Source organism: Janthinobacterium sp. UMAB-60 (genome assembly GCF_900095235.1).
Taxonomy (GTDB): Bacteria; Pseudomonadota; Gammaproteobacteria; order Burkholderiales; family Burkholderiaceae_D; genus Janthinobacterium.
This window is the reverse complement of record NZ_LT607501.1, coordinates 20,773-41,339: the sequence shown is the minus strand read 5'-3', so window position 1 is coordinate 41,339 and position 20,567 is coordinate 20,773. Positions and strand designations below refer to the sequence as shown.

Sequence of the window (20,567 nt, the reverse complement as noted above, 5' to 3'; positions counted from 1 at the left end):
ATTTACTTTTTGCTTGCGGTACTGTTTATAACTTCATCGGCTGCACGTAGCCCGTCATTTCCAGGTAGGCGCGGCCCACCGGCTGGCCATCGCGCTCCACCGTCACGGCGCCTTCCCAGTACACGGCGCCTGTCGAACGGCGCGAATCGAGTTCCTGGTCGGCTTGCAGCGGCTTGATTTGCCAGCGCGTCGGGCCAGTGCGGATCTCGGTGGCGACCGGGTATTCGGCCTGCGTGCGGGGCGAGCGCCACAGCTGCGTGGGCGTGAAATCGACCTCGCCGGGCGCGAACTGCGTCATCTTGCCGGACGCATCGCGCCATGTCGCGTGCGCCCATAGTTTAGCACCTGTCTTGCTGCGGATCTGGAAGGCTATCAGCGCGCCGCCGTCAGCGAGGTTGGCGCCTATCCAGTTCCAGCCGCTGGCGTCCGCATCGAGCACCTGGCTCGACCACTCGTGATCGAGCCAGGTGGTGCCCGTCACGGTTTCCGGCTTGCCGCCTGCGCGGGTGATGGTGCCCGTGGTACGCAGCTGCGGCTCGCTGTAGTAGTAGCTCGATTGCGCGGGCCGCGCGCCCTTGCGCGAGTAGCCGCCAACGCCCTGCAGCAGCACGGCCTGCGTGGGCGTCAGGACCAGCTGCAAATTGAAATCGCGCGCGGCCAGGCTGACCTGGTAAGTGCCGTCCGCTTGCCTCCGCATGCGCCAGTCGTCGAGTTTCACGTCCGTGTCGCCCACCTTGGCGTAAGCCAGGCCGAAACCCTCGCGCGCGCTTTTTTCGTCATGCAGCAGCCTGCCCACCTTCGGGTCGGACAGGGCCGCGTGGCCGATGATCAGCTGTTTCGGTGCGAAGGCGCTGGGGTTGTCGGCATCGGCGGCCGTGGCGCTGCGAAAGAAGGTCACCTGGTAGCCCAGTTGTTCGCCGCCGGCGGTTTTGACCCATCCCGTGGCGTACCACCATTCCGTTTTGTACGCGGGATGGGCGCCGAAATCGTGCGGCAGGCGCAGGGTCTGGCCGGCCGGCAGCGGCGTGACGGGGGCGAAGGCGGGCGGCGCGGCGATGGCGGCGGCGCTGCAGAACAACAGTAAATAAGTCAAACGGCGCATTACCAGTCCTCCCTGACGGCGCGGATGGGTCCAGCGGACAGCGCTTGCCGGCCCGCGATGAGGGCAGTGAGGGCGGCCGCCGTCAGCAGGGCGCCGGCCACGCTGGCGATCAGGGGCCACGGCAGGTGCAGCTGCATGGTCCAGTGGAACGATTGCGGGTTGACGATGAAGACCAGCACAAAGCTGATCAACAGGCCCAGAACAAAACCGGTGGCGATGCCCAGCGCCGTCAGCGCGCCGCCTTCCAGCGCCAGGATGGACAAGATCTGGCCGCGCGTCACGCCCACGTGGCGCAGCATGCCGAATTCACGCGCGCGCGCCAGGGTTTGCGCGGAAAACGTGGCGGCCACGCCGAACAGGCCGATGACGATGGCGATCGCTTCCAATAAATACGTGACGGCGAAGCTGCGGTCGAAGATTTGCAGGCTCAAAGCGCGGATGGCCGAGGGGTTCGACACTTCCAGGCTGGCGCCAAACGGTAGCGCCTTCAGGCGCTGCTGCAACTGCTCGCCCGTGGCGTCCTTGGCCAGCCACAGGGCCGCATCGCTGACATCCATGTCACCGGTCAGCGCGCGGTAGTCGGCCAAAGGCATCTGGATGGCGCCGGAAGAGCGCGCATAGTCGCGCCAGATGCCGGCGACAAAGAACTGGTGCAAGCCGCCCGCCAGCGGCAGCGCTATCTGCTGCCCAGGCTTGACGTTGTACAGGTCGGCCGCCGCCTCGGACAGCCACACGGGTTTCGCGCCATCGGGCACGGGCAGCGTGTCGCCTACCAGCACCATGCTCTTGCCCGGATCGGCCAGGTTGACGGGGCGCGCCAGCAGCATCACGTTCGGGCGGTCGGGCGCCAGCGACAGCGAGCGCAGGCGCTGGAAATCCACCCTGGCCACGCCGGGCAGGGCGGTGATGGCGGCTTGTTCGCGCGGGTTCAGGCCTGCCGTGCCGCCGCTGGCGGTCGTGCGCGTATACACGTCGGCCGGCAAGATCTGCAGCAGCCAGTCGTCGACGGAGACGCGGAAACTCGACACCATGATGGCCATCGCCACCATCAGGCTAAAGCTCGACAGCACGCCACCCAAGGCGATGCCGGCCTGGCCCGAGGCGTTCGCCAGGCGGGACAGGGTCAGGCTGCGCACGGGCGCGTGTTGGCTCGCGTCCGTGCGCAGCCAGGCGCGCTGCAGCAAGCGGAAGACCACGGCCGCCAGTTGCGGCATCAGGGCGATGGCGCCGATCAGCAGCAGCGCGATGGACAGATAGCCGAACAGGGGCAGCTCGAACACGGGCGGCAGCAGGGTCAATGCGCCGGCCAGCAGCAAACAAGCCAGCGCGGGCCAGGTTTTCGCCAGGCGCGTCGTCACGACTTCCTCGCTGCCCGATTTCAGGGCGATGGCGGGGGCCGCGCGCGCCGCTTCCAGCGCGGGCGCGGCGCAGCCCAGCAAGGCCACGCCGAGACCGAGCGCAAAATACACGAAGGCGGCGACGGGCGTGAATTGCACCTGCGGCTGCACGCCCGCGAAATAACCGGCGCCCAGGTCGCCGCCGAAAAAGCGCAGGGCGACAGCGGCCATGGCGTAGCCGCCGGCGATGCCCAGGGCAGCGCCGACCACGCCCAGGCTGGCGCCTTCGAGCAGCACCTGGCGCAGCAATTGTCCCCGCTCCATGCCCAGCACGCGCAGCAGCGCGAACTGGCCGCGGCGGCGGATGACGGACAGCGCTTGCGTGGAAAACACCAAAAAGGCGCCCGTAAACAGGGCCACCAGGGCCAGCACCGTCAGGTTGACCCGGTAGGCGCGGCTGAGGTTATTGTTGCGGCTATTCTGGTTCTCGTCATTCGGCTGGCCCACCTGGAAACGCCCCGGGTATCGGGCTTCCAGTGCGCGCGCGAGGTCCGCCTGGAAGGCGTCGCGGTTGACGCCCTGGCGCAGTTTCAAGTCGATGCGCGACAGCTTGCCCAGTTTGTTGAAGCGCCACTGCGCCGCGCCGATATCCATTACGGCGATGCGCTGGCCGGCGCGCGCGCGCTGCAGCGAACCGGCCACGCGCAGCCGCACCTGGCCCGTGCCCGATTGCAGGGCAATCGTGTCGCCCTGCGCCACACCGAGCCAGCGCAAGGCGGCCGGCGATAAAAAGATGGCGTCGTCGGCCAGTGTGTCGAAAGGCTGGCCTTCGGCGGGCGCGCCGATCAGGTCGGGCGAGATGAAGCCGGCGCGGAAGACGTCGAGCGCCAGGATGTGCAGCGGGCCGCCGTCCTTGCCGGCGCGGCCGGCCACTGCGGCTTGCAGATCCAGCACGGGCGAGGCCATGGCCACGCCGTCGCGCTGCGCCAGCCATGGATAGATGCTTTCATCGAACAGCGCTTCGCGCCCGGCCACCTGCACATCGGCCTGGCCGGACAGGCTTTTCACGGCCGTGGAAAATTCATTGAAGGCGGCCGCGTTGATCAAATGGATGGCAAAGCCCAGCGACACGCCGATGGCTATGGCCAGGATGGCGACGAAGGCGCGCACGGGATGCGCGCGCCATTCGCCCAGCAGCAGCCAGCGCGACAGCAGGCGCGTCGTCGCCGGGCTGGTCAGCGGCGCACTCAATTCAGGCATTCGACGGCCAGGCGTTCGCCGGCGCGCCGCGCTTTCAGTTGCGCCGCGTCGCGGTTCTTGTCGCCCGCGCCGACGGCGTCCTGCGCCGTCCATTTCTGCTCCAGCCGCAGCTGGGCGCAATGCTTGTCATGCGTTTCCTTCTGCCTGGCGGCCCGTTCGCGCGCCTGGTCTGCCAGATTTTCCTGCTTCTTGCGTGCCGCCTCCAGCTGGCTGGCGACCCGTTGCTGGCGCGTGGCCGCGCCCTTGTCGACGGCAGGCGGGGGCGAGGGGATTTCCAGGATCTGCAGCTGGCCGCCCGTGCAGGGCGCGGCGCTGTAGCTGGTCTGGCCATCCTGCACGCATTTGTAGATGTCTTGCGCGCTGGCGGAACCGGTCAGCAAGGCCATGAGCAGGAGATACGACGGCTTCACAATATCTTCCCCGGATTCATGATGTTCTGCGGGTCCAGCGCCTGCTTCACGGCGCGCATCAGCTGCAGTTCCAGCGGCGACTTGTAGCGGGCCAGGTCATCCTTCTTCAGGGCGCCGATGCCGTGTTCGGCCGAGATGGAACCACCAAAAGCGTGCACCTGGTCGTGCACGATGCGGTTGATGGCATCCTGGTTGGCCAGGAAGTCTTGATCCGTCATGCCGGGCGGCGGCGCCACGTTGTAATGCAGGTTGCCGTCGCCCAGGTGGCCGAAGCACACGAGCTGGCAGCCGGGGAAAGCGCTTTCCAAGGCCACGTCCGTGACGGCGATGAAGTCGGCGATGCGGGAAATGGGCAGCGATATATCGTGCTTGATGTTCTTGCCCGCCTGCGCCTGCGCCAGCGGAATGTGTTCGCGCAGCTGCCACAGGCCTTCGGACTGCGCCACGGAACTGGCGATGACGGCATCCTCGATCAACTCGTCTTCCAGGGCCGCGCCGATGCTCGCTTCCAGCAATTCCACGGCATGCGCCTCGGACTGGCTGCTCGACAGTTCGAGCAGCACATATTGGCCATGCTGCTCGGCGAAAGGACGCGGCAGCTGCGGGAATTGCTGCGCCACCAGTTGCAGACAATACTGCGACATCAGTTCAAAACCCGTCAGGCTGGCGCCGCAATGGTCCTGCATCAGGCTTAATAAACGCAGGGCGTGGGCGGGCGAGGGCATGGCGGCCAGCGCCGTGATGCAGGCTTTCGGCTGCGGATACAGTTTCATCACCGCGCCGGTAATGACCCCCAGGGTGCCCTCGGCGCCGATGTACAGGTCGCGCAAGTCATAGCCGGTATTGTCCTTGCGCAGGCCGCGCAAGCCGCTCCAGATCTCGCCCTGCGGCGTGACCACTTCCAGGCCCAGGCACAGCTCGCGCGTATTGCCGTAGCGCAGCACGGCCGTGCCGCCCGCGTTCGTCGCCAGGTTGCCCCCGATGGTGCAACTGCCCTCGGCCGCCAGCGACAATGGGAACAGACAGCCGGCGGCGCTGGCCGCTTCCTGGATGGTTTGCAAAATGCAGCCCGCGTCGACGGTGATGGTGCGGTTGACGGGGTCGAGTGCGCGGATGCTGTTCAGGCGCGCCAGCGACAGCACGACGGCCGTGCCGGCAGCGTCCGGGATGCTGCCCAGGACCAGGCCCGTGTTGCCGCCTTGCGGCACGACGGGAATCCGCCATTGCGCGCACGCGCGCAGCACGCCGGCCACTTCGTCGACCGTGGCGGGGCGCAGTACGGCCAGGGCCTTGCCGGTAAAACGGTCGCGCCAGTCGGTGAGGAAGGGCGCCGTGTCGGCGTCCAGGGTGAGTACATAGGTGTCGCCCAGCAGGTCGCGGCAGGCGGCGAGGAAATCGGTTTGGCCAGTCATTTCTTGATGCTCACTTTATTCACTTTTTCCAGAAGCTCTTTGGCCATGCGCTTGGCGGCCTTTTTATACGGGCGCAGATACAGCACGGCGCAGGCAAAATAGATGCAGACGATGGCCGCCTCGCCCCAGGCCATGATGGCCGAGGTGGCGTTCGTGTCGCTGTAACCGCGCACCACGCCCTCTGTAAAATACAGCAGGATCACCATCGACGACCATTGCAGGGTGTACACGTCGCGCTTGATGACGCCGTACAGGGGAATGAGCAGGGGCGCCGCCTTCAGGACGACCCAGGAGCCGCCCGGCTGCAGCGGCGCGACGACGGTTTCCCACAGCAGGCACCAGACGATCAGGGTGACGAGGCTGGCGATGGCGCCCCAGTGAAAATACTTGTGCAGTGTGCCGTGCATCATGCGCCTGCCAGTTTCGCGGCGTTTTCCGCCAGGCGCCGGCCCAGGGCGACGGCCAGGCGCTTTTCATCGTCGCTCAAGGCCTTGTCGCCAGAGATGCCCGACCAGTGCGTGGCGCCATACGGCGAGCCGCCCGTGGACGTCGTCATCAGTTCGGGATGCGTGTAGGGCAGGCCCATGACCAGCATGCCGTGGTGAAAAAGGGGGATCATCATCGACAGCAGGGTCGATTCCTGGCCGCCGTGCAGGCTGCCCGTGGACGTGAACACGCAGGCGGGCTTGCCGGACAGGCTGCCGGCCAGCCAGTCGCTGGCCGTGCCATCCCAGAAGTACTTCATGGCGGCGGCCATGTTGCCGAAGCGCGTGGGCGACCCCAGGGCCAGGCCCGCGCAGTCCTGCAAGTCTTCCAGTTCCACATAAGGAGCGCCATCAGGCGGGACTTCCGGCGCCGTGGCCTCGGCCACCGTCGAGACGGCGGGCACGGTGCGCAGGCGCGCGTCGCAGCCAGGCACGCTTTCCACTCCCTGGGCTATCAGCTCGGCCAGCTGGCGCGTGGCGCCATGGCGTGAATAAAACAATACGAGAATAATCAGATTGGTTGGCTTCATCATTGGTATTATAGGGCGCTTTACAGCCTGATACGACTGCTGTCATGGCGCCGTTCTGATTTTGCACATGTTTTCAAAATATATACTCCCGATCTTTCAATACCTGTGGCGCGCCCTGAGCATGGGACTGGCCGTCGTGCGCGGCCTGACGTGGTCCGAAACGCGCGACCTGCTGCAGTTCGCGCGCCGCCGCGTGAGCGAGGAAAGCCTGCCGCAGGTGGCCGGTAGCCTGACGTTCGCCACCGTGTTCGCGCTGGTGCCGCTGCTCACGCTGGCCCTGGCCATCTTCACCACTTTCCCTCTGTTTAATACCTTCCGCCACGCGCTGGAAGACTATTTCGTGCAAAGCGTGATGCCCAAGGGGATATCGAACACCATCCTCGATTATCTGACGACGTTTGCCTCGAAGGCCACGCGTTTGTCGGCCATCGGTGCGGGTGCCCTGATCGTCACCTCGGTGGGCATGATGGGCTTGATCGAGCGCGTCTTCAACCGCATCTGGCGCGTGCGCCAGGAGCGCCGCTGGACCAAGCGCCTGCTCGTCTACTGGGCCATCGTCACCCTGGGGCCGCTGCTGGTGGGCGTGTCGCTGACGGTGACATCGCGCCTCTTCATGGCCACCAGCGGCGTGGTGGGCGCCGTGCCTTTCCTCGGCGCCGTGTTTTATACGCTGGTGTCGATCGGTCTGACCATGCTGGCGTTTACCCTGCTCTACATCGCCGTGCCGAACCGCGACGTGGACTGGCGCGACGCGGCCTGGGGCGGCTTGCTGGCGGCGCTGGCGTTCGAGGTGGCCAAGCGGGGCTTCGGTGAATTCATCCAGGAATTCCCCACGTATTCGCGCATCTATGGCGCGCTGGCCGCCTTGCCCCTGTTCCTCGTATGGATTTACCTGAGCTGGATGATCACCCTGGTGGGCGCCTTGCTGGTGGCGGCCTTGCCCGTCGTGAAATACGAGCGCTGGTGGTACGAGGCGGCGCCGGGCAGCGAATTCGTCGACGCCGTCGCCATCCTGAAGGTGCTGCACCAGGCCTGTCACTGCGCCGATTCGGCCCTGGTGGGCGCGGCCGAAATTCGCCGCAGCACGCGCCTGGGCTTCGAAGAGATGGAAACCCTGCTCGACAAGATGGTGCAGCAGGGCTGGGTGGGCAGAGTCAACGTGGAAGGCGCCGTGCGCGTCCAGTGGGGCAAGCGCGTGGCTGACAGTTCCGACCACTGGGTCTTGCTGGGCAACGTCAACCGCATCAGCCTGGCCGACGTCTACCGCTTGTTCGTCTTCGGCGGCATGCGCGTGAACTCCGGCTATCCGGCCGGTTCCACCAACGAGCGCGACATCAAGGCGGCGGAAGAAGCGGCCGCGCTGGCGGCGCAGGTGGAAAACGCCGTGGAGCAGGGACTGGGCCTGACTTTGGCGCAGCATTTCGGGGAAGTGCGCTGCAACTGACAGTCGATCAGGTGTTCAACCTGTCGTACAGCAGCGCATCGAGCGCGCCCGTCAGCGTATTGCCATCTTCGTCGAGCAGCGTGTAATCTTGCTGATTGTCGCCCAGCGACGCACTGCCCTCGATGCCGCACACCAGCTGGTACGTGGCGTCATCGATTGCCAGCTTGATCAAGGCCAGGACTTGTACACGCTGGGCCTCGGCCAGTGCCAGGCCGTCGAGCAGGGCGCCAAGTTGCGTCTGTCCCTGGCGTCCCTGCGCATACAAGACCAGCAGCGACGCATTGGATGCGACGACATCATCGATGAATTTTTTCGCGTGCATGGATTCCTTGTATTGGAAAAATCACAGCAGCACGGGCCGCAAGGCCGCCTGCAGCGCCACCTTGCTGAACGCCGCCGCATCCTGCGCGCGCACGACGCCCAGATAATACGTATCCTCGCCACCGTGCAGGTTGACCAGGCGTAGCTGATGCGGTGCCAGGTGGGCGGCGATGGCGGCCAGGCCCTCGGCCATGGCGTCGCCATCCTCGCGCTGCGCCCACGAAAAATCCCGCAGCGCGGGCAGGCTGATATGCTGGGCGATGCGCGGCACTTCATCGACTGATTTCCAGTCCAGCGTGGTGCCGTGGCCCAGCGCATCGGCGGCCGTGGACCAGAGCAGGAAGAAGCACGCCGCCTCGGGCGTATCGCCTTCGTATTCCTCTTCCGGGTCGTCCTCCGCCAGCTCTTCCAAAGTGATGTCCACGCAGCGCGTGGCCAGTTCCGCATCGCCTTGCAAGAGCAGGGCGGCCATGGCGCGCAACTGCTCGCGGTCGGCCTTGGCCAGGATCTGCGACGGCGTAAAGCTGCGCCGCCTGACGGGTTTTTTCTTGCCCAGCCCCATGGCCTCGCTCAATTGCGCCGTGATGGCCGCCTTGAAGTTGTCCACGGTGTCGAACTGTTCCAGCAACTGGCCCGTGAAATCCATGCTCCAGGCCATGCTGTCCTTGACCACATATAAAAAATCGCTTTGCAAGGCCACGCCGCGCAAATGGTGGGCGGGCGGGTACAGCGGCGTGAAGGCCTGTTTTCCATCCAGCGTCAGCATGCAGGCCAGGCCTTGCGCGTCGATGGCGAAGATCAGGTTCTTGCGCACTTTGGGCGGCGACGAGGTGGTGGCGCTATCGATGGCTTCGTACTGGCATGGCGCCAGCAGCTCGCCCTGGCTGTTCGCCAGGCCAAACAGGAAGCGGCCATCGATGCGCTGGCTGACGATGGCGATTTTCTTCTTCGTGCCAAAATCCTGCACGGAGCTGTAGGCAGTCGGTAGCACCACCTTGCCGGTGGCGTCGAGCACGCCGCAGACATTGCGCTCGTCATCGTGCGCCTGGCGCTCGATGTCGATATAGCCATCGTCGCGCCGGCCGATGTGGTCCACGCCGTCCATCAGCAGTGCGCCATCGGGCAGGCGCAGCAAGCGGCTGGCGCCGTCCGCATCGATTTGCTGCAGCAGATGGGGGCTGATCACATACAGGGCACCAGGCGCGGGCGGCAGCACCACCATGCCGTTCAGATCCAGCACGCCGTGCGCGTCCGGGTGGGCCATCGTGGCAAACGTGATCCAGCCGTCGTCCGCGTGGCGCGCGCCCAGTGCCGTCACATTCAGCGACAGCGGCACGATCCAGCGCCCATACGGCGTGACCAGGCCCAGGATGTCGGGCTGTCCGGCCTTGCTCACTTCATAGCACAGCGCCTCTTCCTCCCATCCCACCACTTCCAGGCCTTGCAGGAACGGTACGTCTTGCGTATCGAGTTCCTCGACTTCGGCCAGTTGCGCGCTGGCGGACTCCGACCAGTAGCCGGTGGCCGGCGATGCGGCGCCGGCGGCCAGCAGGGGCGCCAGGGCTTCCCTGTCGCCACGCAGCAGGGCAAGGTGCAGGGCTTGCGCTTCGGCGCGCAGGGCCTCGAGCGCGGCGGCGTAGTCCGGCGTGTCGATATCGTGCCGGACCAGCTGCACGCAATCGAGGATCAGCCACGCCTGGCCGCCCGCCAGCAAGGTGCTGATGCCGGCGCGCGCGACGATGGCGGCCGCGTCGCGCGGCTTGTCCATCAGCGCGGACAAGGCTTGCCAGCTGGCCTGCGCCTGCGCCATCGGCGCGGCCAGCACGCAGGGACAGTCTTCGCCATCGCCGTAGATGGGCCAGACCACGGCTTGCGTGCCGGCGCCGATGAGCAGCTTGAACAGCGCAGGTATGTCCAGCCGCCATTCGGCCAGGCCGGTGATCGTCTCGGTGTCGAAGCCGGCCTGGCCGGCCTGGCCGGGCAGGAAGGCGGTGCTGAACAGGGCTGCGGTGTTGATCATGAATGCTATCTGAAAGAATAAGGGGGGTGTTCAGGGGGTAGGCGGCATGACCCAATGCGCCAGCGCGCTGCGCTCCAGACCCAGGTGTTTGGCCACGGCGGCCGCCTCGAAGGCCCACAGGCCGTAGTAGCCGCCCAGACCCTGCGCGCGCAAATGGCCGTTGAACCAGTCTTCGCGCACCAACGCGCCATGCCAGCTGGCCAGGTAGTGCCGCAGGTGTTCCAGTTGCTGCGCGCGATCGTCCACGTCCAGGCACTCGAACAGGGCCGAGTAGGGCTCGGCGAAATACCATTCGTCGACGGCGGGACGCTGCGGATCAATGGTCGACAGCAGTGCCTCATACACGCCATCGTCGCCATCGAAGGCCGTCTGCAGGGCGGCCAGGCGGGCAGCCAGGTCGTGGCGGCCGAACAGCAGGGTCGCGCCCAGCAACTGCAGGGTGCGCGCATAGTCCGTCAATTGTTCGAAATCAAAGGCGGGCAAGGCATCGTCATCGTAGGCGGTGGCCAGGGCCGCGCGCGCCGTTTCGCTGGCGGCGACGGCCACTTCCAGCGCCGTTTCCACGTCAGGCAAAGGCAAGCCTGCCGTGTAGCGCAGCGAGAAGACCTGGTAGGCCGTGCTGGCGGCCGCGCACGCCCAGTAGGCGGCGTCACCACCGTCGTTTTCCGCCTGCGCCTGCGCGCGCCCGTAGGCGGCCAGCAGCGCATCCTGGTAAGTCAGGTTGCGGCCAAAGTCGAACGCAGTGCCGAACGTCTCGGGCGGCGTCTGGCGCGGCGCGTGGGGCCACGCTTCCTGCGCTGGCAGGCAGGCGTTCGCGCAATCGCGCTGGATGGCCCAGTCGGCGAAGATTTGCTGCATATATTGCGCCGTCTCGTCGTCGTGGACGATGGCGCCGACACCCACCATGGTCGTGCCCAGCAGGGTGTAGCCAGGGAAGCGGCTGCTTTCGTAGGCGATGGTGGTCACGCTCTGGATGGTCCTGCCGTCGCTCAGGTCGCGCACGCGGAAGTACACGTCGTCCCAGCCGGCCAGCGGTGGCGCTGGCGCTTCGTTCGACAAGGTGGTCCAGTTGCCGTCGTCCTGCTCTTCATAGGCATCGAGCAGCTCGTCAAGGCCACCGGGGCGGTCGATGCGGTTGTTGGCGTCGTATTGCAGGCCCAGTTCGGCCGCGAAGGCTGCCGCGTGGCGGCCCTCGAAGACCAGGTACTGGGAGCTCGTGGTGCCGACCAGCAGATCCGTGTGCTGGCCCGCCACGACCAGCGCCTGCGGCAGCCGGCACCATTGGTAGTACGGAATGCCGGCCATGGGGCCGCCTTCGTCCGCCAGCGGGTTAGTGAAACGCAGTTGCTCCAGCCATTTATAGCGTTCGTGCCGCTCCGCTTCCGTGCCGCTGCCGCGGCCAGTCAGTTCATCGTGCAGGGTATTCAACAACATCATTCATCGATCCTGAAAAAGTGTGCATGGCATGGCGTCATGCCGGGGTGCTTTGCGCAAACGCAAACAGCGCGTCGAGCACGGCGTCCGGTTGCTCGGCCATCAATTCATGTCCGCTGTCGACCTGCACCACGGTGCCATGCGCGATGGCCGCCGTCAGCAGCCTGGTCGATTTGGGCGGCGTCATCATGTCGCGCGCGCCGAAAATGAATACAGTGGGGCAGTGTACCGAAGCGGCGGCGATTTCGCCGTTCGCGTAGGCATTGCAGGCATAAAAATCCGTGTGAAACACGTGAGCGGGGTTGAGGGCGGCGATGCGCTGTTTCAGGCGCCGCGCGCCGCCCATGGCGTAGAAGCCGGGGCCGGGAAACGAGGGCTTTTGCGCGATCGACGAGTGCGACCAGATATTGACCATGTCGATGGCCGCCTGTTCGTCCTGGAGCGCTGTTTCCAGCAGCGCCGGCGAGACCTTCATCGGGTAGGTGGAACCGAGCATGGCCAGGTGGCTGACGCGCTCCGGCGCCAGGGACGCAGCTTCCAGCGCGATCAATGAGCCCATGCTGTGGCCGACGAGCATGGCCCTGGCGGCGCCGGCTGCGTCCAGCACGGCCAGGATCCAGCGCGCCAGTTCTTCCACACTTGTTTTCGCCGCGCCCAGGCTGCGCCCGTGGCCCGGCAAGTCGACGGCCAGCACGTTCCAGCCGTGGTGGGCGAAGTAGCGCGTCTGCAGCGCCCACACGCAATGGTCGTTCTGCGCGCCGTGGATGAAGACGGCCGTGGGTTGATCCGGGTTGTATGGTTTGCCACCGGTGTAGCAGTAGGCCGTGGTGTTCTCGATGGTGAATAACATCTCAGGCGCCTTTCTGCGACAGTTTCAGGCCGCGGGCCAGGTCTTCGATCAAGTCGTCCGCGTCTTCCAGGCCCACCGACAGGCGCATGGTGCCTTGCGTGATGCCCGCTTGCGCCAGTTGCTCGTCGGGCACGCGGAAATGCGTGGTGGAGGCCGGGTGGATGACGAGCGACTTGGCGTCGCCCACGTTGGCCAGGTGCGAGAAGATTTTCAGGCTGTCGACGAAGCGCTGGCCGGCCGCGCGGTCGCCGCGCAGGCGGAAAGTGAAGACGCCGCCCGCGCCTTTCGGCAGCAGGGTCTTTGCCAGTGCGTAGTCGGGGTGCGATGGCAGTTCGGGGTAGGACACGGCATCCACTGCCGGATTGGCCAGCAAAAAGTCGATGATTTTGCGCGTGTTGGCCACGTGGCGGTCCATGCGCAAGCCCAGGGTTTCGATGCCTTGCAGGATGGCGAAGGCATTGTGCGGGCTCATGACGGCGCCGAAATCGCGCAAGCCTTCGCGCCGCGCGCGCAGGGCGAACGGCGCCACCGTCGATTCCTCGGCGAAGACCATGCCGTGAAAGCCGTCATATGGTTCGCACAGTTCGGCAAAGCGGCCCGTCTTGTCGTACGCCGCCTGCCAGTCGAAAGTGCCGCCATCGACCAGCAAGCCGCCGATGGCCGTGCCGTGGCCGCATAAAAACTTGGTGGCCGAGTGGAATACCAGGTCGGCGCCATGCTCGAAAGGGCGCAGCAAATAGGGCGTGGTAAACGTCGAATCTAGCATCAGCGGCAACTGGTGTTCGTGCGCCAGGGCGGCAATCTGGGGGATGTTCAGCACGTCGAGGCCGGGATTGCCCAGCGTTTCGCCGAACAGCACTTTCGTGTTCGGGCGTATCGCGCTGCGCCAGGCGTCCGGGTCGCGCGGGTCAACAAAGGTGGTGTCGATACCGAAGCGTTTCAATGTATAGGCCAGCAGGTTGTGCGAACCGCCGTACAGGGCGCGCGAGGCAACGATGTGCGAGCCGGCGCCGGCGATGGTACATAAACCAAGGTGCATGGCGGCCTGGCCGCTGGCCGTGGCGATGCCGGCCACGCCACCTTCGAGCGCGGCGATGCGCTCTTCCAGCACGGCGTTGGTGGGATTCGAAATGCGCGAGTACACGTGGCCGGCCCGCTCCATGTTGAACAGCGAGGCCGCGTGCTCCGAACTCTTGAAGGCAAACGAGGACGTGAAATGGATGGGCGTGGCGCGCGCGCCCGTGGCCGGGTCGGGCGCCGCGCCCGCATGCAGGGATAAAGTGTCGAAACCGGGGTATTTCGGGCCGCTCATGGTGTCTCCGCCAAGTTTTATAGTGGCAAGATCGTAACCTGATTTAGCGCTGAGTAAAAGGCCTCGCGTGCAGGGCGCATGGCGCCGTGCTGGCGGGCGGCGCGGGTCACTTGAAGTCAAAAAAAGTGACCGCCTCCGCATGGCGGTGGTAGGATGGCGGATCAGCGATATTCGGGTTGTTCGACCATTGCGCGTGCGCCGCACCGCGGGGAAGCAGCTGCAAGCGAACGACATCCTGGGCTTCAGGCGCACTCTCATGTATGTCCACCAGGAAAGACTTTATGCCCGCAATATCGTTCGACGGCGCCCTTGCCGTGCCCGGACCGTCTATCGTTGACGGCCTGTGCCGCGCAGGCTGGCTGATGCAAGAGCAATTCATTTCCCCTGAACTCAGCCGCCAACTGGCCGCCGAATGCGTGCAAGCGATGCAGAGCGGCAAGATGAAGGGCGCCGGCGTGGGCAGCGGCCATGCGCCGCTGCTGCAGCCGGATATCCGCGGCGACCATATCGCATGGCTGGAAGCGGGCCGCTCAAGCGCCTGCGATAGCTATCTGCAGCATATGGAAGCGTTGCGCCAGACCCTCAACCGCGAGCTGTTCCTGGGGCTGGAAGAGTACGAAAGCCATTTCGCCCTGTATGCGCCGGGTGCCTTTTACCGGGCCCATCTGGACCGTTTCCGCGACGACGACAAGCGCACCGTGTCCGTCGTGCTGTACCTGAACGACGACTGGCTGCCCGAACACGGCGGCGCGCTGCGTTTGCACCCCGATGGCGGCCCCAGCGTGGATATCGCGCCCGAAGCAGGGCGCATGGCCATGTTTCTGTCGGGCGAGATGCTGCACGAGGTGCTGCCGACGGCGCGTGAACGTCTATCCATCGCCGGCTGGTTTCGCCGCAGAGCGTGAGAAAAACTACTGCGCGTCGCGGGGCACGGCCGGCGATGCTCACGGTACTCGCGTACCGCTGCGCTTCTCGGCCGCGCCGCGCATCCGCTCGCTACGTTTTTCTCGCCCGACAATCCCCCTCGATTTGATTGCGCGCAAGGCTGGATTTTTCCGCAGGCATAGGCTACAGTCGCAGTAAGGGCTAGAATAACTAAAATACCAATCACGCGGACAGGACGGCCAATATGAAAGTATCTGAAATTCTCCAAGTCAAGGGCAACATCCTCTACACGGTCACGCCTGACCAGCCCCTGCTTGACGCGGCCAATACCATGGCTGAAAAAGACATCGGTTCGCTGGTGGTCATGGAATTTGGCGACCTGGTCGGCATGCTGACCTTCCGCGAAGTGCTCAACGCGCTGCACGAGAACGCGGGCCAGATTGGCGGCGGCACCGTGCGCAAGCACATGGATGACCACCCGATCACCGTCACGCCCGACACGGAAGTGAACGAAGTGCGCCGCATCATGCTGGAAAAACATGCGCGCTACCTGCCCGTCATGAACGCCAAAACCTTGCTGGGCGTCATCTCCTTCTACGACGTGGCGCGCGCCGTGCTCGAAGCGCAAAGCTTTGAAAACCAGATGCTGAAAGCGTATATTCGCGACTGGCCGGCCGAAACCACCGATTAAGCGATCGCAATGCAGGAGTAAAAACAAACGCCGGCACATGCCGGCGTTTGTTTTTACTCCTGCATTTATTTTATTTTGATTAATAGGTTATCGCAATTTTCTATTAATTGTTTTTCCCTTGGGAAAAATATAATTGTCTTTTCTATTTGTTTTTTAATGAAATCTTTTCTCATTTGAGAAAGTGAACCGCCTGATGTTATTAATATATTGGTTCCATTGAAGAGTACAACATAAGGGTGAGGTGTTGCCCTCCATCCATGATTCTCTTCTCTCTTCAATGTCATTTTTAGTAGTTCAAATGCCTCATCGTAAAGCATGTCACGATGTGTAGATTTGAATTCCATCTTCTTGATAAGCAAAGATGCTAATGTGGTCCATGGGAATGGATGTGCTTCTATGGCAACCGCATGGCGTGCGAATTGTATTGCAACATCAAGATTTATGGTTTGCATTAGGAGTGCCCGCTGTTCCCAATATCTTGGATTCCATTCCCAGCTATCTTTTGCCGCCTCATAAAAATCATCAGCCAGAGTTCCAAGTAACGGGCGCACAACCTTTTCCGCACTAAAAAGTCGTCCTGCGAGTTTGGCTTCAGGAGTTCGGTCGATTGTTGCCTGCCTATTTACATAGGGCGCTAAAGCCTTAGCAAGGCTGCCGAAAATCTCAAGCATTATTGTTTGTTTTTCTCTTCCAATTACTGCAAGTATTCGATCAGCAATTACTGGATTTAAAGGTATTACATAGTCATCATCATCATAAGAGTATGCAAGCGGTAATGGGCTGGTGTTTGTAAATTGTTCTTCCAATTGTTCATTATTCTGCGCAGCTTCCAAAATTGGATAAAATAATCCCTCCGAATAGCAGTGATTAGCAAGCGCTGCAATAGCATAAGTTCTTCTGGTTGCTACTGTTGCATGATTCCAAATTGATTTAACAATGTCTTCTAATGGTCTGAAATCGTTTAAAATTCTGCAGGACGCAATAGCTACGACGTCATTTTTTAATGTTCGGGTAAATGCTGTTGGGTCGTGGATTGCTAGAGACGATCCAATGAGGCCAGCTTTTCTATAACGCTCAATTAATTGCGATAGCGCATCGGGTTGCCAGTTCGATACGGAAAAATATTCAATATTGAGGTCTCCAAGTAAACGATCCAAATGATCTTTTCTATAACTTCTATCTGCGGAAATAATGACAAATGGTTTAATTATATCGTTTGAATCAAGTAGCGGCTTTAAGGCTGCAGCTTGGTCTGCAACACTGTCAATAATTAGGCAGAATGGCTTGTTGATAAATTTCAAGCAGGAAATTACTGAGTCAAATTGAATATTTGAATTACTTTTTAAGTTAAAGACAATTCTTCCTTCCAAAGATAAATTGTATGCTATTCTTCGAATGCAAGTTGACTTCCCAGATCCTGGTTCATCTAAAAGAGAAAGAATTTTATTTGGGCCAACCGGTGATTCTAGAAAATTTCTTGCTTTTGCTCCAATGCGAAGTTCATCTTGTGTTGGAACATCGGCAGAATTGCAAAGATCCATCCATGAGGCTGCTCGGCCATAATAAAAAGGAGACATTACTTCATCTTTATTGGATGGGTTGAGCGGTCGTACTAGTTCAAAGGATGAAAAAAATGCCAATTGTTCTAAGTTGCTTGGTTTTGGAAAAAATAAATTAGCATCTGATGGTAAAGTTAATTCAGATATTGTGGGTGGCTTCCCCACTTCTTTATTAAGCCATTGCAAAAATTGAGCCATTGTGGATTTAACCAAATGTAAGTTATGTCTTTCGCAGATGCTATCGGTAACTGCATCTGGAAAAGGCTCAACGAGTATAGATGGACCTCTATTTTTTCTTGGTGAAGTGGTCGACCTTCCCGATAGATAGTATTCTAAATCAGATTCATTTAGGCTTGTTCCAGCAATTATAAATGGTTCACTTGCAATTAGTTCTGAAAGTATATGCATCCAAGGATTTTGATTTCGGGTTACTCGGGCATATTCAGCTACGGAAAAAACATAACCTTTTTCTGGTTCTCTTACAAATCCATGTAAATGAACAATGTGCAACGAGGATTGAGTTTCTGCTCTTCTGTATTGGTCATCGAAATTAATTGGTTCGGCGCTTTGAGCTCTATCTGGATTGTTGCTGTATGCTGTTTCAAGCGCGTCGTCGATGTTAAATGTGAAAGTGGTTTTCCATAAAAATCTGGTCAGGGCGGTTACTGTTTCGCCGGGTTTGCAGCCTAAATATTCATCGGTGAGATATTCTTTGATCTCTGCTGGGTTTAACAAAAGAGAAATTCTAGAGAGCGGGGTTTGCGAAGAAACTTTTTTCAGTGAACATAGTTTTTCTGTTAGTTTTTGTGTGCTTTGAACAGCGGTCCCTCGCCTATTTAAACTATCAAAGGAAACACCTGTACCTAACAAAAGATTGTAATTTCCTGCAAATAGGGTGGTTTTAAGTTCAGATAAAATTTCTGCTGGAAGCATTTTATTTCCTGATATATGAATTGAATATATAGTTACGCCGCGCCCTGCAGCGCCTCGTTGTTCAGCCAGGTGCCCAGCGCCGTGGCCGTCATCGGGCGGGCGAACAGGAAACCCTGCGCCATGGGGCAGCCCAGCGCTTGCAGGATTTGTGCTTGCCGCTCGTCTTCCACCCCTTCGGCGATCACGGCCAGGCCCAGGTTGCGGCCCAGCTGGATGACCATTTCGGCGATGCTGCTGCCGCGCGCGGAACCCGTGATTTCCGTCACAAACGCACGGTCGATTTTCAGGCGGTCGACTTGCAGCCGCTGCAGGTACGACAGCGACGAGAAGCCCGTGCCGAAGTCGTCGATGGCGATGCTCACGCCCGTCTGCTTGATTTGCCACAACATCTTGATCAGCAGGTCCGGCTCTTCCATGGCCATCGATTCCGTGATTTCCAGCTCGATGAATTCGGGCGGCGCCTGCGTCTCTTCCAGCGCGGCGCGCAGCATTTCCAGGAACAGCGGGTGGCGGAACTGCACTTGCGACACGTTGACGGACATGACGAAGTTGCGGTGGCCCTGCTCGCGCAGCAGCACCAGTTCGCGGCACGCCGTGCGCAGCACCCATTCACCGAGGTCGATGATGATGCCCGAATACTCGGCGATGGGGATGAAGCGGTCGGGCGAGATGAACTTGCCGTCCGGCGTCTGCCAGCGCAGCAGCGCTTCGGCGCCCACGGGGCGGCGCGTGGTCAGGTCGATCTGCGGTTGATACACGACAAACAGCTGGTCCTGGCTGAAGGCCGTGCGCAGCGCGTGCATCATGCGCACTCTTTCGCGGATTTCGATGCCCATGCTGCGCGAAAAATAGAAGTGCCCGGCGCGCTGCTGGCTTTTTGCCCGTTTCAGGGCGATATCGGCATCCTTCAGCGCATCGGCGCCCGTGCCCGCATGTTCGCCCAGCCGCACCAGGCCCAGGGTGGCGGACAGCTGTACATCTTGCCCGTCGATGCAGAACGGCGCCTGGAACAGGGCCAGGATCTTGCTCGGGTTGACTTGCGACGAGTCGCCCAGCACGCAAAAGATGTCGCCGCCCAGGCGCGCCACCGTCAGCTGGGGACCCAGCTGGGTTTGCAATCGGCCCGCCACGGCGATCAGCAGGGCGTCGCCGAACTGGTGCCCCAGCGCATCGTTGGTCTCGGCAAAATGGTCGAGGTCGACCAGCGCCAGGGTGGCGTCGTCGCGCGCGGGCCCGGCCAGGGCGGCGTCGAGGATTTCCACCAGGCGCGTGCGGTTCGGCAGCTTCGACAATTGGTCATAGAAGGCGGCGTTGTGCAGGTGCGATACCAGTTCGACGTTGTCCAGGCCCACGGCGACGTTGCTGCAAAACACTTCCAGCAGGCTTTCATCGATGGCCGAGAGGGGGCGCGGCAGGACCAGGTAGGCGGCCGCATCGCGGCTGGCCTTGCCCGCGAAGTACAGAGTGGCGTAGTCGTGCGCGTAGACATTGCGCCGCTGCGCCAGCGTGTGCTCGATGGCCGCCATCACGCGCGGGTTTTGCAGGCCGCACAGGGCGCTGTGCGGCAAGCTGGAAAAGCTGCCCGTGCAGGCCGACACGAGCAGCTCCCTGGCGCCGCTGTCCTGCAAGTCCTGTACGCACAGCAGGCCATCGGCGCGGATGTCCAGCAGGTCGGCGATCTGCGCCAGTACGCCGGCCGAGAAGTTTTGCACGCCGTGCAGCGCCATCAGCTGCGTGCTGGCGTGGACGATCTGGTCCAGGCCGCGTCGGCTGTTGCTGATCGAGCGTATCTGTTCGTATGAGCGGATGGCGGCCGTCACCGTGGTAAACAGCTTGATGCGCGTCAGTTCGGACTTGGTCTTGTAGTCGTTGATGTCGAAATCGCGGATGGCGTCGATTTCCGGCGCATAGCCGGGCTGGCCCGTGCGCAGGATGATGCGCACATCCGTCATTTTCAGGGTTTCGCGGATGTAGCGCACCAGGTGCAGGCCCGCGTCATCCTGTTCCATCACCACGTCGAGCAGGATGACGGCGATGTCGTCTTCATGCTTGAGCAGTTCGCGTGCCTGGCCGGCCGAATACGCATGCACGAATTCCAGCGGGCGGTGCTGCATTTCCAGGTTGCCCAGGGCGAAAGTGGTGGTGGAGTGGACGTCTTCATCGTCGTCGATGATCATCACCCGCCAGACGCTGCGCGGTGCGACGGCCAGCGGCGGCACTGGTTGCTCATCGAGGAATACCAGGTCGTCGTGATCGTCCTTGTTGGCGTCAAGGGGGATGATCGGTGCGGGCATGTATAGCTTCTCCAGGATGACTCGATATTTTTTACGAGCGCGTCGCAAAAGCCCATGGCGTTGTTGCGTTGCCCTTACCGTACTTGTACTTGCGTACCGTCTTCGGCAACGACGCCTAGCCCTGGGCATTTGTGACGTGCTCTCGGCGCAGCCTTGAACATGCATTGTGTAGCGCGCTTTGATCCAAGTATATAGCGATTTAATAAGCAAAATGTTTTTTTAAGCCTATTCCGTAGAGCAATATTTCTTGTATTGCATGATTGCAACTCATATTTGGTGTTTTTTGTA

The 20,567-nt window shown here is 61.7% G+C and carries 16 protein-coding genes; 3 read left to right on the top strand and 13 right to left on the bottom strand.

What is annotated here, in order from left to right; all coding sequences use genetic code 11:
* Positions 1-25: 25 nt before the first annotated feature.
* From K0F86_RS24495 to wrbA, 6 genes are read right to left on the bottom strand one after another with little or no spacing between them, the layout of a single operon-like run.
* Positions 26-1,102, bottom strand: a complete 1,077-nt coding sequence (locus K0F86_RS24495; protein ID WP_219136746.1) for a carotenoid 1,2-hydratase — start codon at positions 1,100-1,102, stop codon at positions 26-28.
* Complete coding sequence (locus tag K0F86_RS24490; RefSeq protein ID WP_219136745.1) at positions 1,102-3,699, bottom strand: FtsX-like permease family protein; 2,598 nt, start codon at positions 3,697-3,699, stop codon at positions 1,102-1,104. The genes K0F86_RS24495 and K0F86_RS24490 overlap by 1 nt, the downstream gene beginning before the upstream one ends.
* Positions 3,687-4,109, bottom strand: a complete 423-nt coding sequence (locus tag K0F86_RS24485) for a DUF4124 domain-containing protein (protein WP_219136744.1) — start codon at positions 4,107-4,109, stop codon at positions 3,687-3,689. Before K0F86_RS24485 ends, K0F86_RS24490 begins: the two co-directional genes overlap by 13 nt.
* Positions 4,106-5,521, bottom strand: a complete 1,416-nt coding sequence (locus K0F86_RS24480) for an FAD-binding oxidoreductase (RefSeq protein WP_219136743.1) — start codon at positions 5,519-5,521, stop codon at positions 4,106-4,108. Before K0F86_RS24480 ends, K0F86_RS24485 begins: the two co-directional genes overlap by 4 nt.
* Positions 5,518-5,928 carry a DUF2069 domain-containing protein gene (locus tag K0F86_RS24475; RefSeq protein WP_219136774.1) on the bottom strand — a complete coding sequence of 137 codons (411 nt, stop codon included), beginning with the start codon at positions 5,926-5,928 and terminating at the stop codon, positions 5,518-5,520. The genes K0F86_RS24480 and K0F86_RS24475 overlap by 4 nt, the downstream gene beginning before the upstream one ends.
* Positions 5,928-6,536, bottom strand: coding sequence for an NAD(P)H:quinone oxidoreductase (gene wrbA / locus K0F86_RS24470; protein WP_219136742.1), 609 nt, complete (start codon positions 6,534-6,536; stop codon positions 5,928-5,930). Before wrbA ends, K0F86_RS24475 begins: the two co-directional genes overlap by 1 nt.
* A 67-nt stretch (positions 6,537-6,603) precedes the next feature.
* On the opposite strand from wrbA, the gene K0F86_RS24465 reads away from it, so the two are divergent.
* Positions 6,604-7,980 carry a YihY family inner membrane protein gene (locus K0F86_RS24465; protein ID WP_257572343.1) on the top strand — a complete coding sequence of 459 codons (1,377 nt, stop codon included), beginning with the start codon at positions 6,604-6,606 and terminating at the stop codon, positions 7,978-7,980.
* 7 nt (positions 7,981-7,987) lie between these two features.
* On the opposite strand, the gene K0F86_RS24460 is transcribed toward K0F86_RS24465, so the two are convergent.
* From K0F86_RS24460 to K0F86_RS24440, 5 genes are read right to left on the bottom strand one after another with little or no spacing between them, the layout of a single operon-like run.
* Entirely contained in the window at positions 7,988-8,302 is a 315-nt protein-coding gene (locus K0F86_RS24460) for a hypothetical protein (RefSeq protein WP_219136741.1), read from the bottom strand.
* A 21-nt stretch (positions 8,303-8,323) separates the two neighbouring features.
* Complete coding sequence (locus tag K0F86_RS24455; RefSeq protein WP_219136740.1) at positions 8,324-10,321, bottom strand: WG repeat-containing protein; 1,998 nt, start codon at positions 10,319-10,321, stop codon at positions 8,324-8,326.
* A gap of 30 nt (positions 10,322-10,351) precedes the next feature.
* Positions 10,352-11,758, bottom strand: a complete 1,407-nt coding sequence (locus K0F86_RS24450; protein ID WP_219136739.1) for a PoNe immunity protein domain-containing protein — start codon at positions 11,756-11,758, stop codon at positions 10,352-10,354.
* 34 nt (positions 11,759-11,792) lie between these two features.
* Positions 11,793-12,605: an alpha/beta fold hydrolase gene (locus K0F86_RS24445; protein WP_219136738.1), complete on the bottom strand. Its 813-nt coding sequence runs from the start codon at positions 12,603-12,605 to the stop codon at positions 11,793-11,795.
* Position 12,606: 1 nt separating this feature from the next.
* Entirely contained in the window at positions 12,607-13,917 is a 1,311-nt protein-coding gene (locus K0F86_RS24440; protein ID WP_219136737.1) for an O-acetylhomoserine aminocarboxypropyltransferase, read from the bottom strand.
* A gap of 281 nt (positions 13,918-14,198) precedes the next feature.
* Between K0F86_RS24440 and K0F86_RS24435 the strand changes: the two genes are divergently transcribed.
* Together K0F86_RS24435 and K0F86_RS24430 are read left to right on the top strand one after the other, a co-directional pair.
* The gene (locus K0F86_RS24435; RefSeq protein WP_219136736.1) at positions 14,199-14,822 is read left to right on the top strand and encodes a 2OG-Fe(II) oxygenase; all 624 of its coding nucleotides are present in this window, start codon (positions 14,199-14,201) and stop codon (positions 14,820-14,822) included.
* Between the two features lie 224 nt (positions 14,823-15,046).
* A complete protein-coding gene (locus K0F86_RS24430; protein WP_010398828.1) occupies positions 15,047-15,493 on the top strand; it encodes a CBS domain-containing protein in 447 nt (148 codons plus the stop codon).
* A 65-nt stretch (positions 15,494-15,558) separates the two neighbouring features.
* On the opposite strand, the gene K0F86_RS24425 is transcribed toward K0F86_RS24430, so the two are convergent.
* On the bottom strand, positions 15,559-17,985 hold the full coding sequence (locus K0F86_RS24425) for an SIR2 family protein (RefSeq protein ID WP_219136735.1): 2,427 nt from the start codon (positions 17,983-17,985) through the stop codon (positions 15,559-15,561).
* A gap of 32 nt (positions 17,986-18,017) precedes the next feature.
* The gene (locus K0F86_RS24420) at positions 18,018-20,279 is read right to left on the bottom strand and encodes a bifunctional diguanylate cyclase/phosphodiesterase (protein ID WP_219136734.1); all 2,262 of its coding nucleotides are present in this window, start codon (positions 20,277-20,279) and stop codon (positions 18,018-18,020) included.
* Between the last annotated feature and the right edge of the window lie 288 nt (positions 20,280-20,567).

Excerpts from the sequence above, each read along its gene's own strand:
- K0F86_RS24495 (WP_219136746.1), bottom strand. The coding sequence starts at position 1,102 with ATGCGCCGTTTGACTTATTTACTGTTGTTCTGCAGCGCCGCCGCCATC.
- K0F86_RS24490 (WP_219136745.1), bottom strand. The coding sequence starts at position 3,699 with ATGCCTGAATTGAGTGCGCCGCTGACCAGCCCGGCGACGACGCGCCTG.
- K0F86_RS24480 (WP_219136743.1), bottom strand. The coding sequence starts at position 5,521 with ATGACTGGCCAAACCGATTTCCTCGCCGCCTGCCGCGACCTGCTGGGC.
- K0F86_RS24475 (WP_219136774.1), bottom strand. The coding sequence starts at position 5,928 with ATGCACGGCACACTGCACAAGTATTTTCACTGGGGCGCCATCGCCAGC.
- wrbA (WP_219136742.1), bottom strand. The coding sequence starts at position 6,536 with ATGAAGCCAACCAATCTGATTATTCTCGTATTGTTTTATTCACGCCAT.
- K0F86_RS24465 (WP_257572343.1), top strand. The coding sequence starts at position 6,604 with ATGTTTTCAAAATATATACTCCCGATCTTTCAATACCTGTGGCGCGCC.
- K0F86_RS24460 (WP_219136741.1), bottom strand. The coding sequence starts at position 8,302 with ATGCACGCGAAAAAATTCATCGATGATGTCGTCGCATCCAATGCGTCG.
- K0F86_RS24455 (WP_219136740.1), bottom strand. The coding sequence starts at position 10,321 with ATGATCAACACCGCAGCCCTGTTCAGCACCGCCTTCCTGCCCGGCCAG.
- K0F86_RS24450 (WP_219136739.1), bottom strand. The coding sequence starts at position 11,758 with ATGATGTTGTTGAATACCCTGCACGATGAACTGACTGGCCGCGGCAGC.
- K0F86_RS24445 (WP_219136738.1), bottom strand. The coding sequence starts at position 12,605 with ATGTTATTCACCATCGAGAACACCACGGCCTACTGCTACACCGGTGGC.
- K0F86_RS24440 (WP_219136737.1), bottom strand. The coding sequence starts at position 13,917 with ATGAGCGGCCCGAAATACCCCGGTTTCGACACTTTATCCCTGCATGCG.
- K0F86_RS24435 (WP_219136736.1), top strand. The coding sequence starts at position 14,199 with ATGCCCGCAATATCGTTCGACGGCGCCCTTGCCGTGCCCGGACCGTCT.
- K0F86_RS24430 (WP_010398828.1), top strand. The coding sequence starts at position 15,047 with ATGAAAGTATCTGAAATTCTCCAAGTCAAGGGCAACATCCTCTACACG.
- K0F86_RS24425 (WP_219136735.1), bottom strand. The coding sequence starts at position 17,985 with ATGCTTCCAGCAGAAATTTTATCTGAACTTAAAACCACCCTATTTGCA.
- K0F86_RS24420 (WP_219136734.1), bottom strand. The coding sequence starts at position 20,279 with ATGCCCGCACCGATCATCCCCCTTGACGCCAACAAGGACGATCACGAC.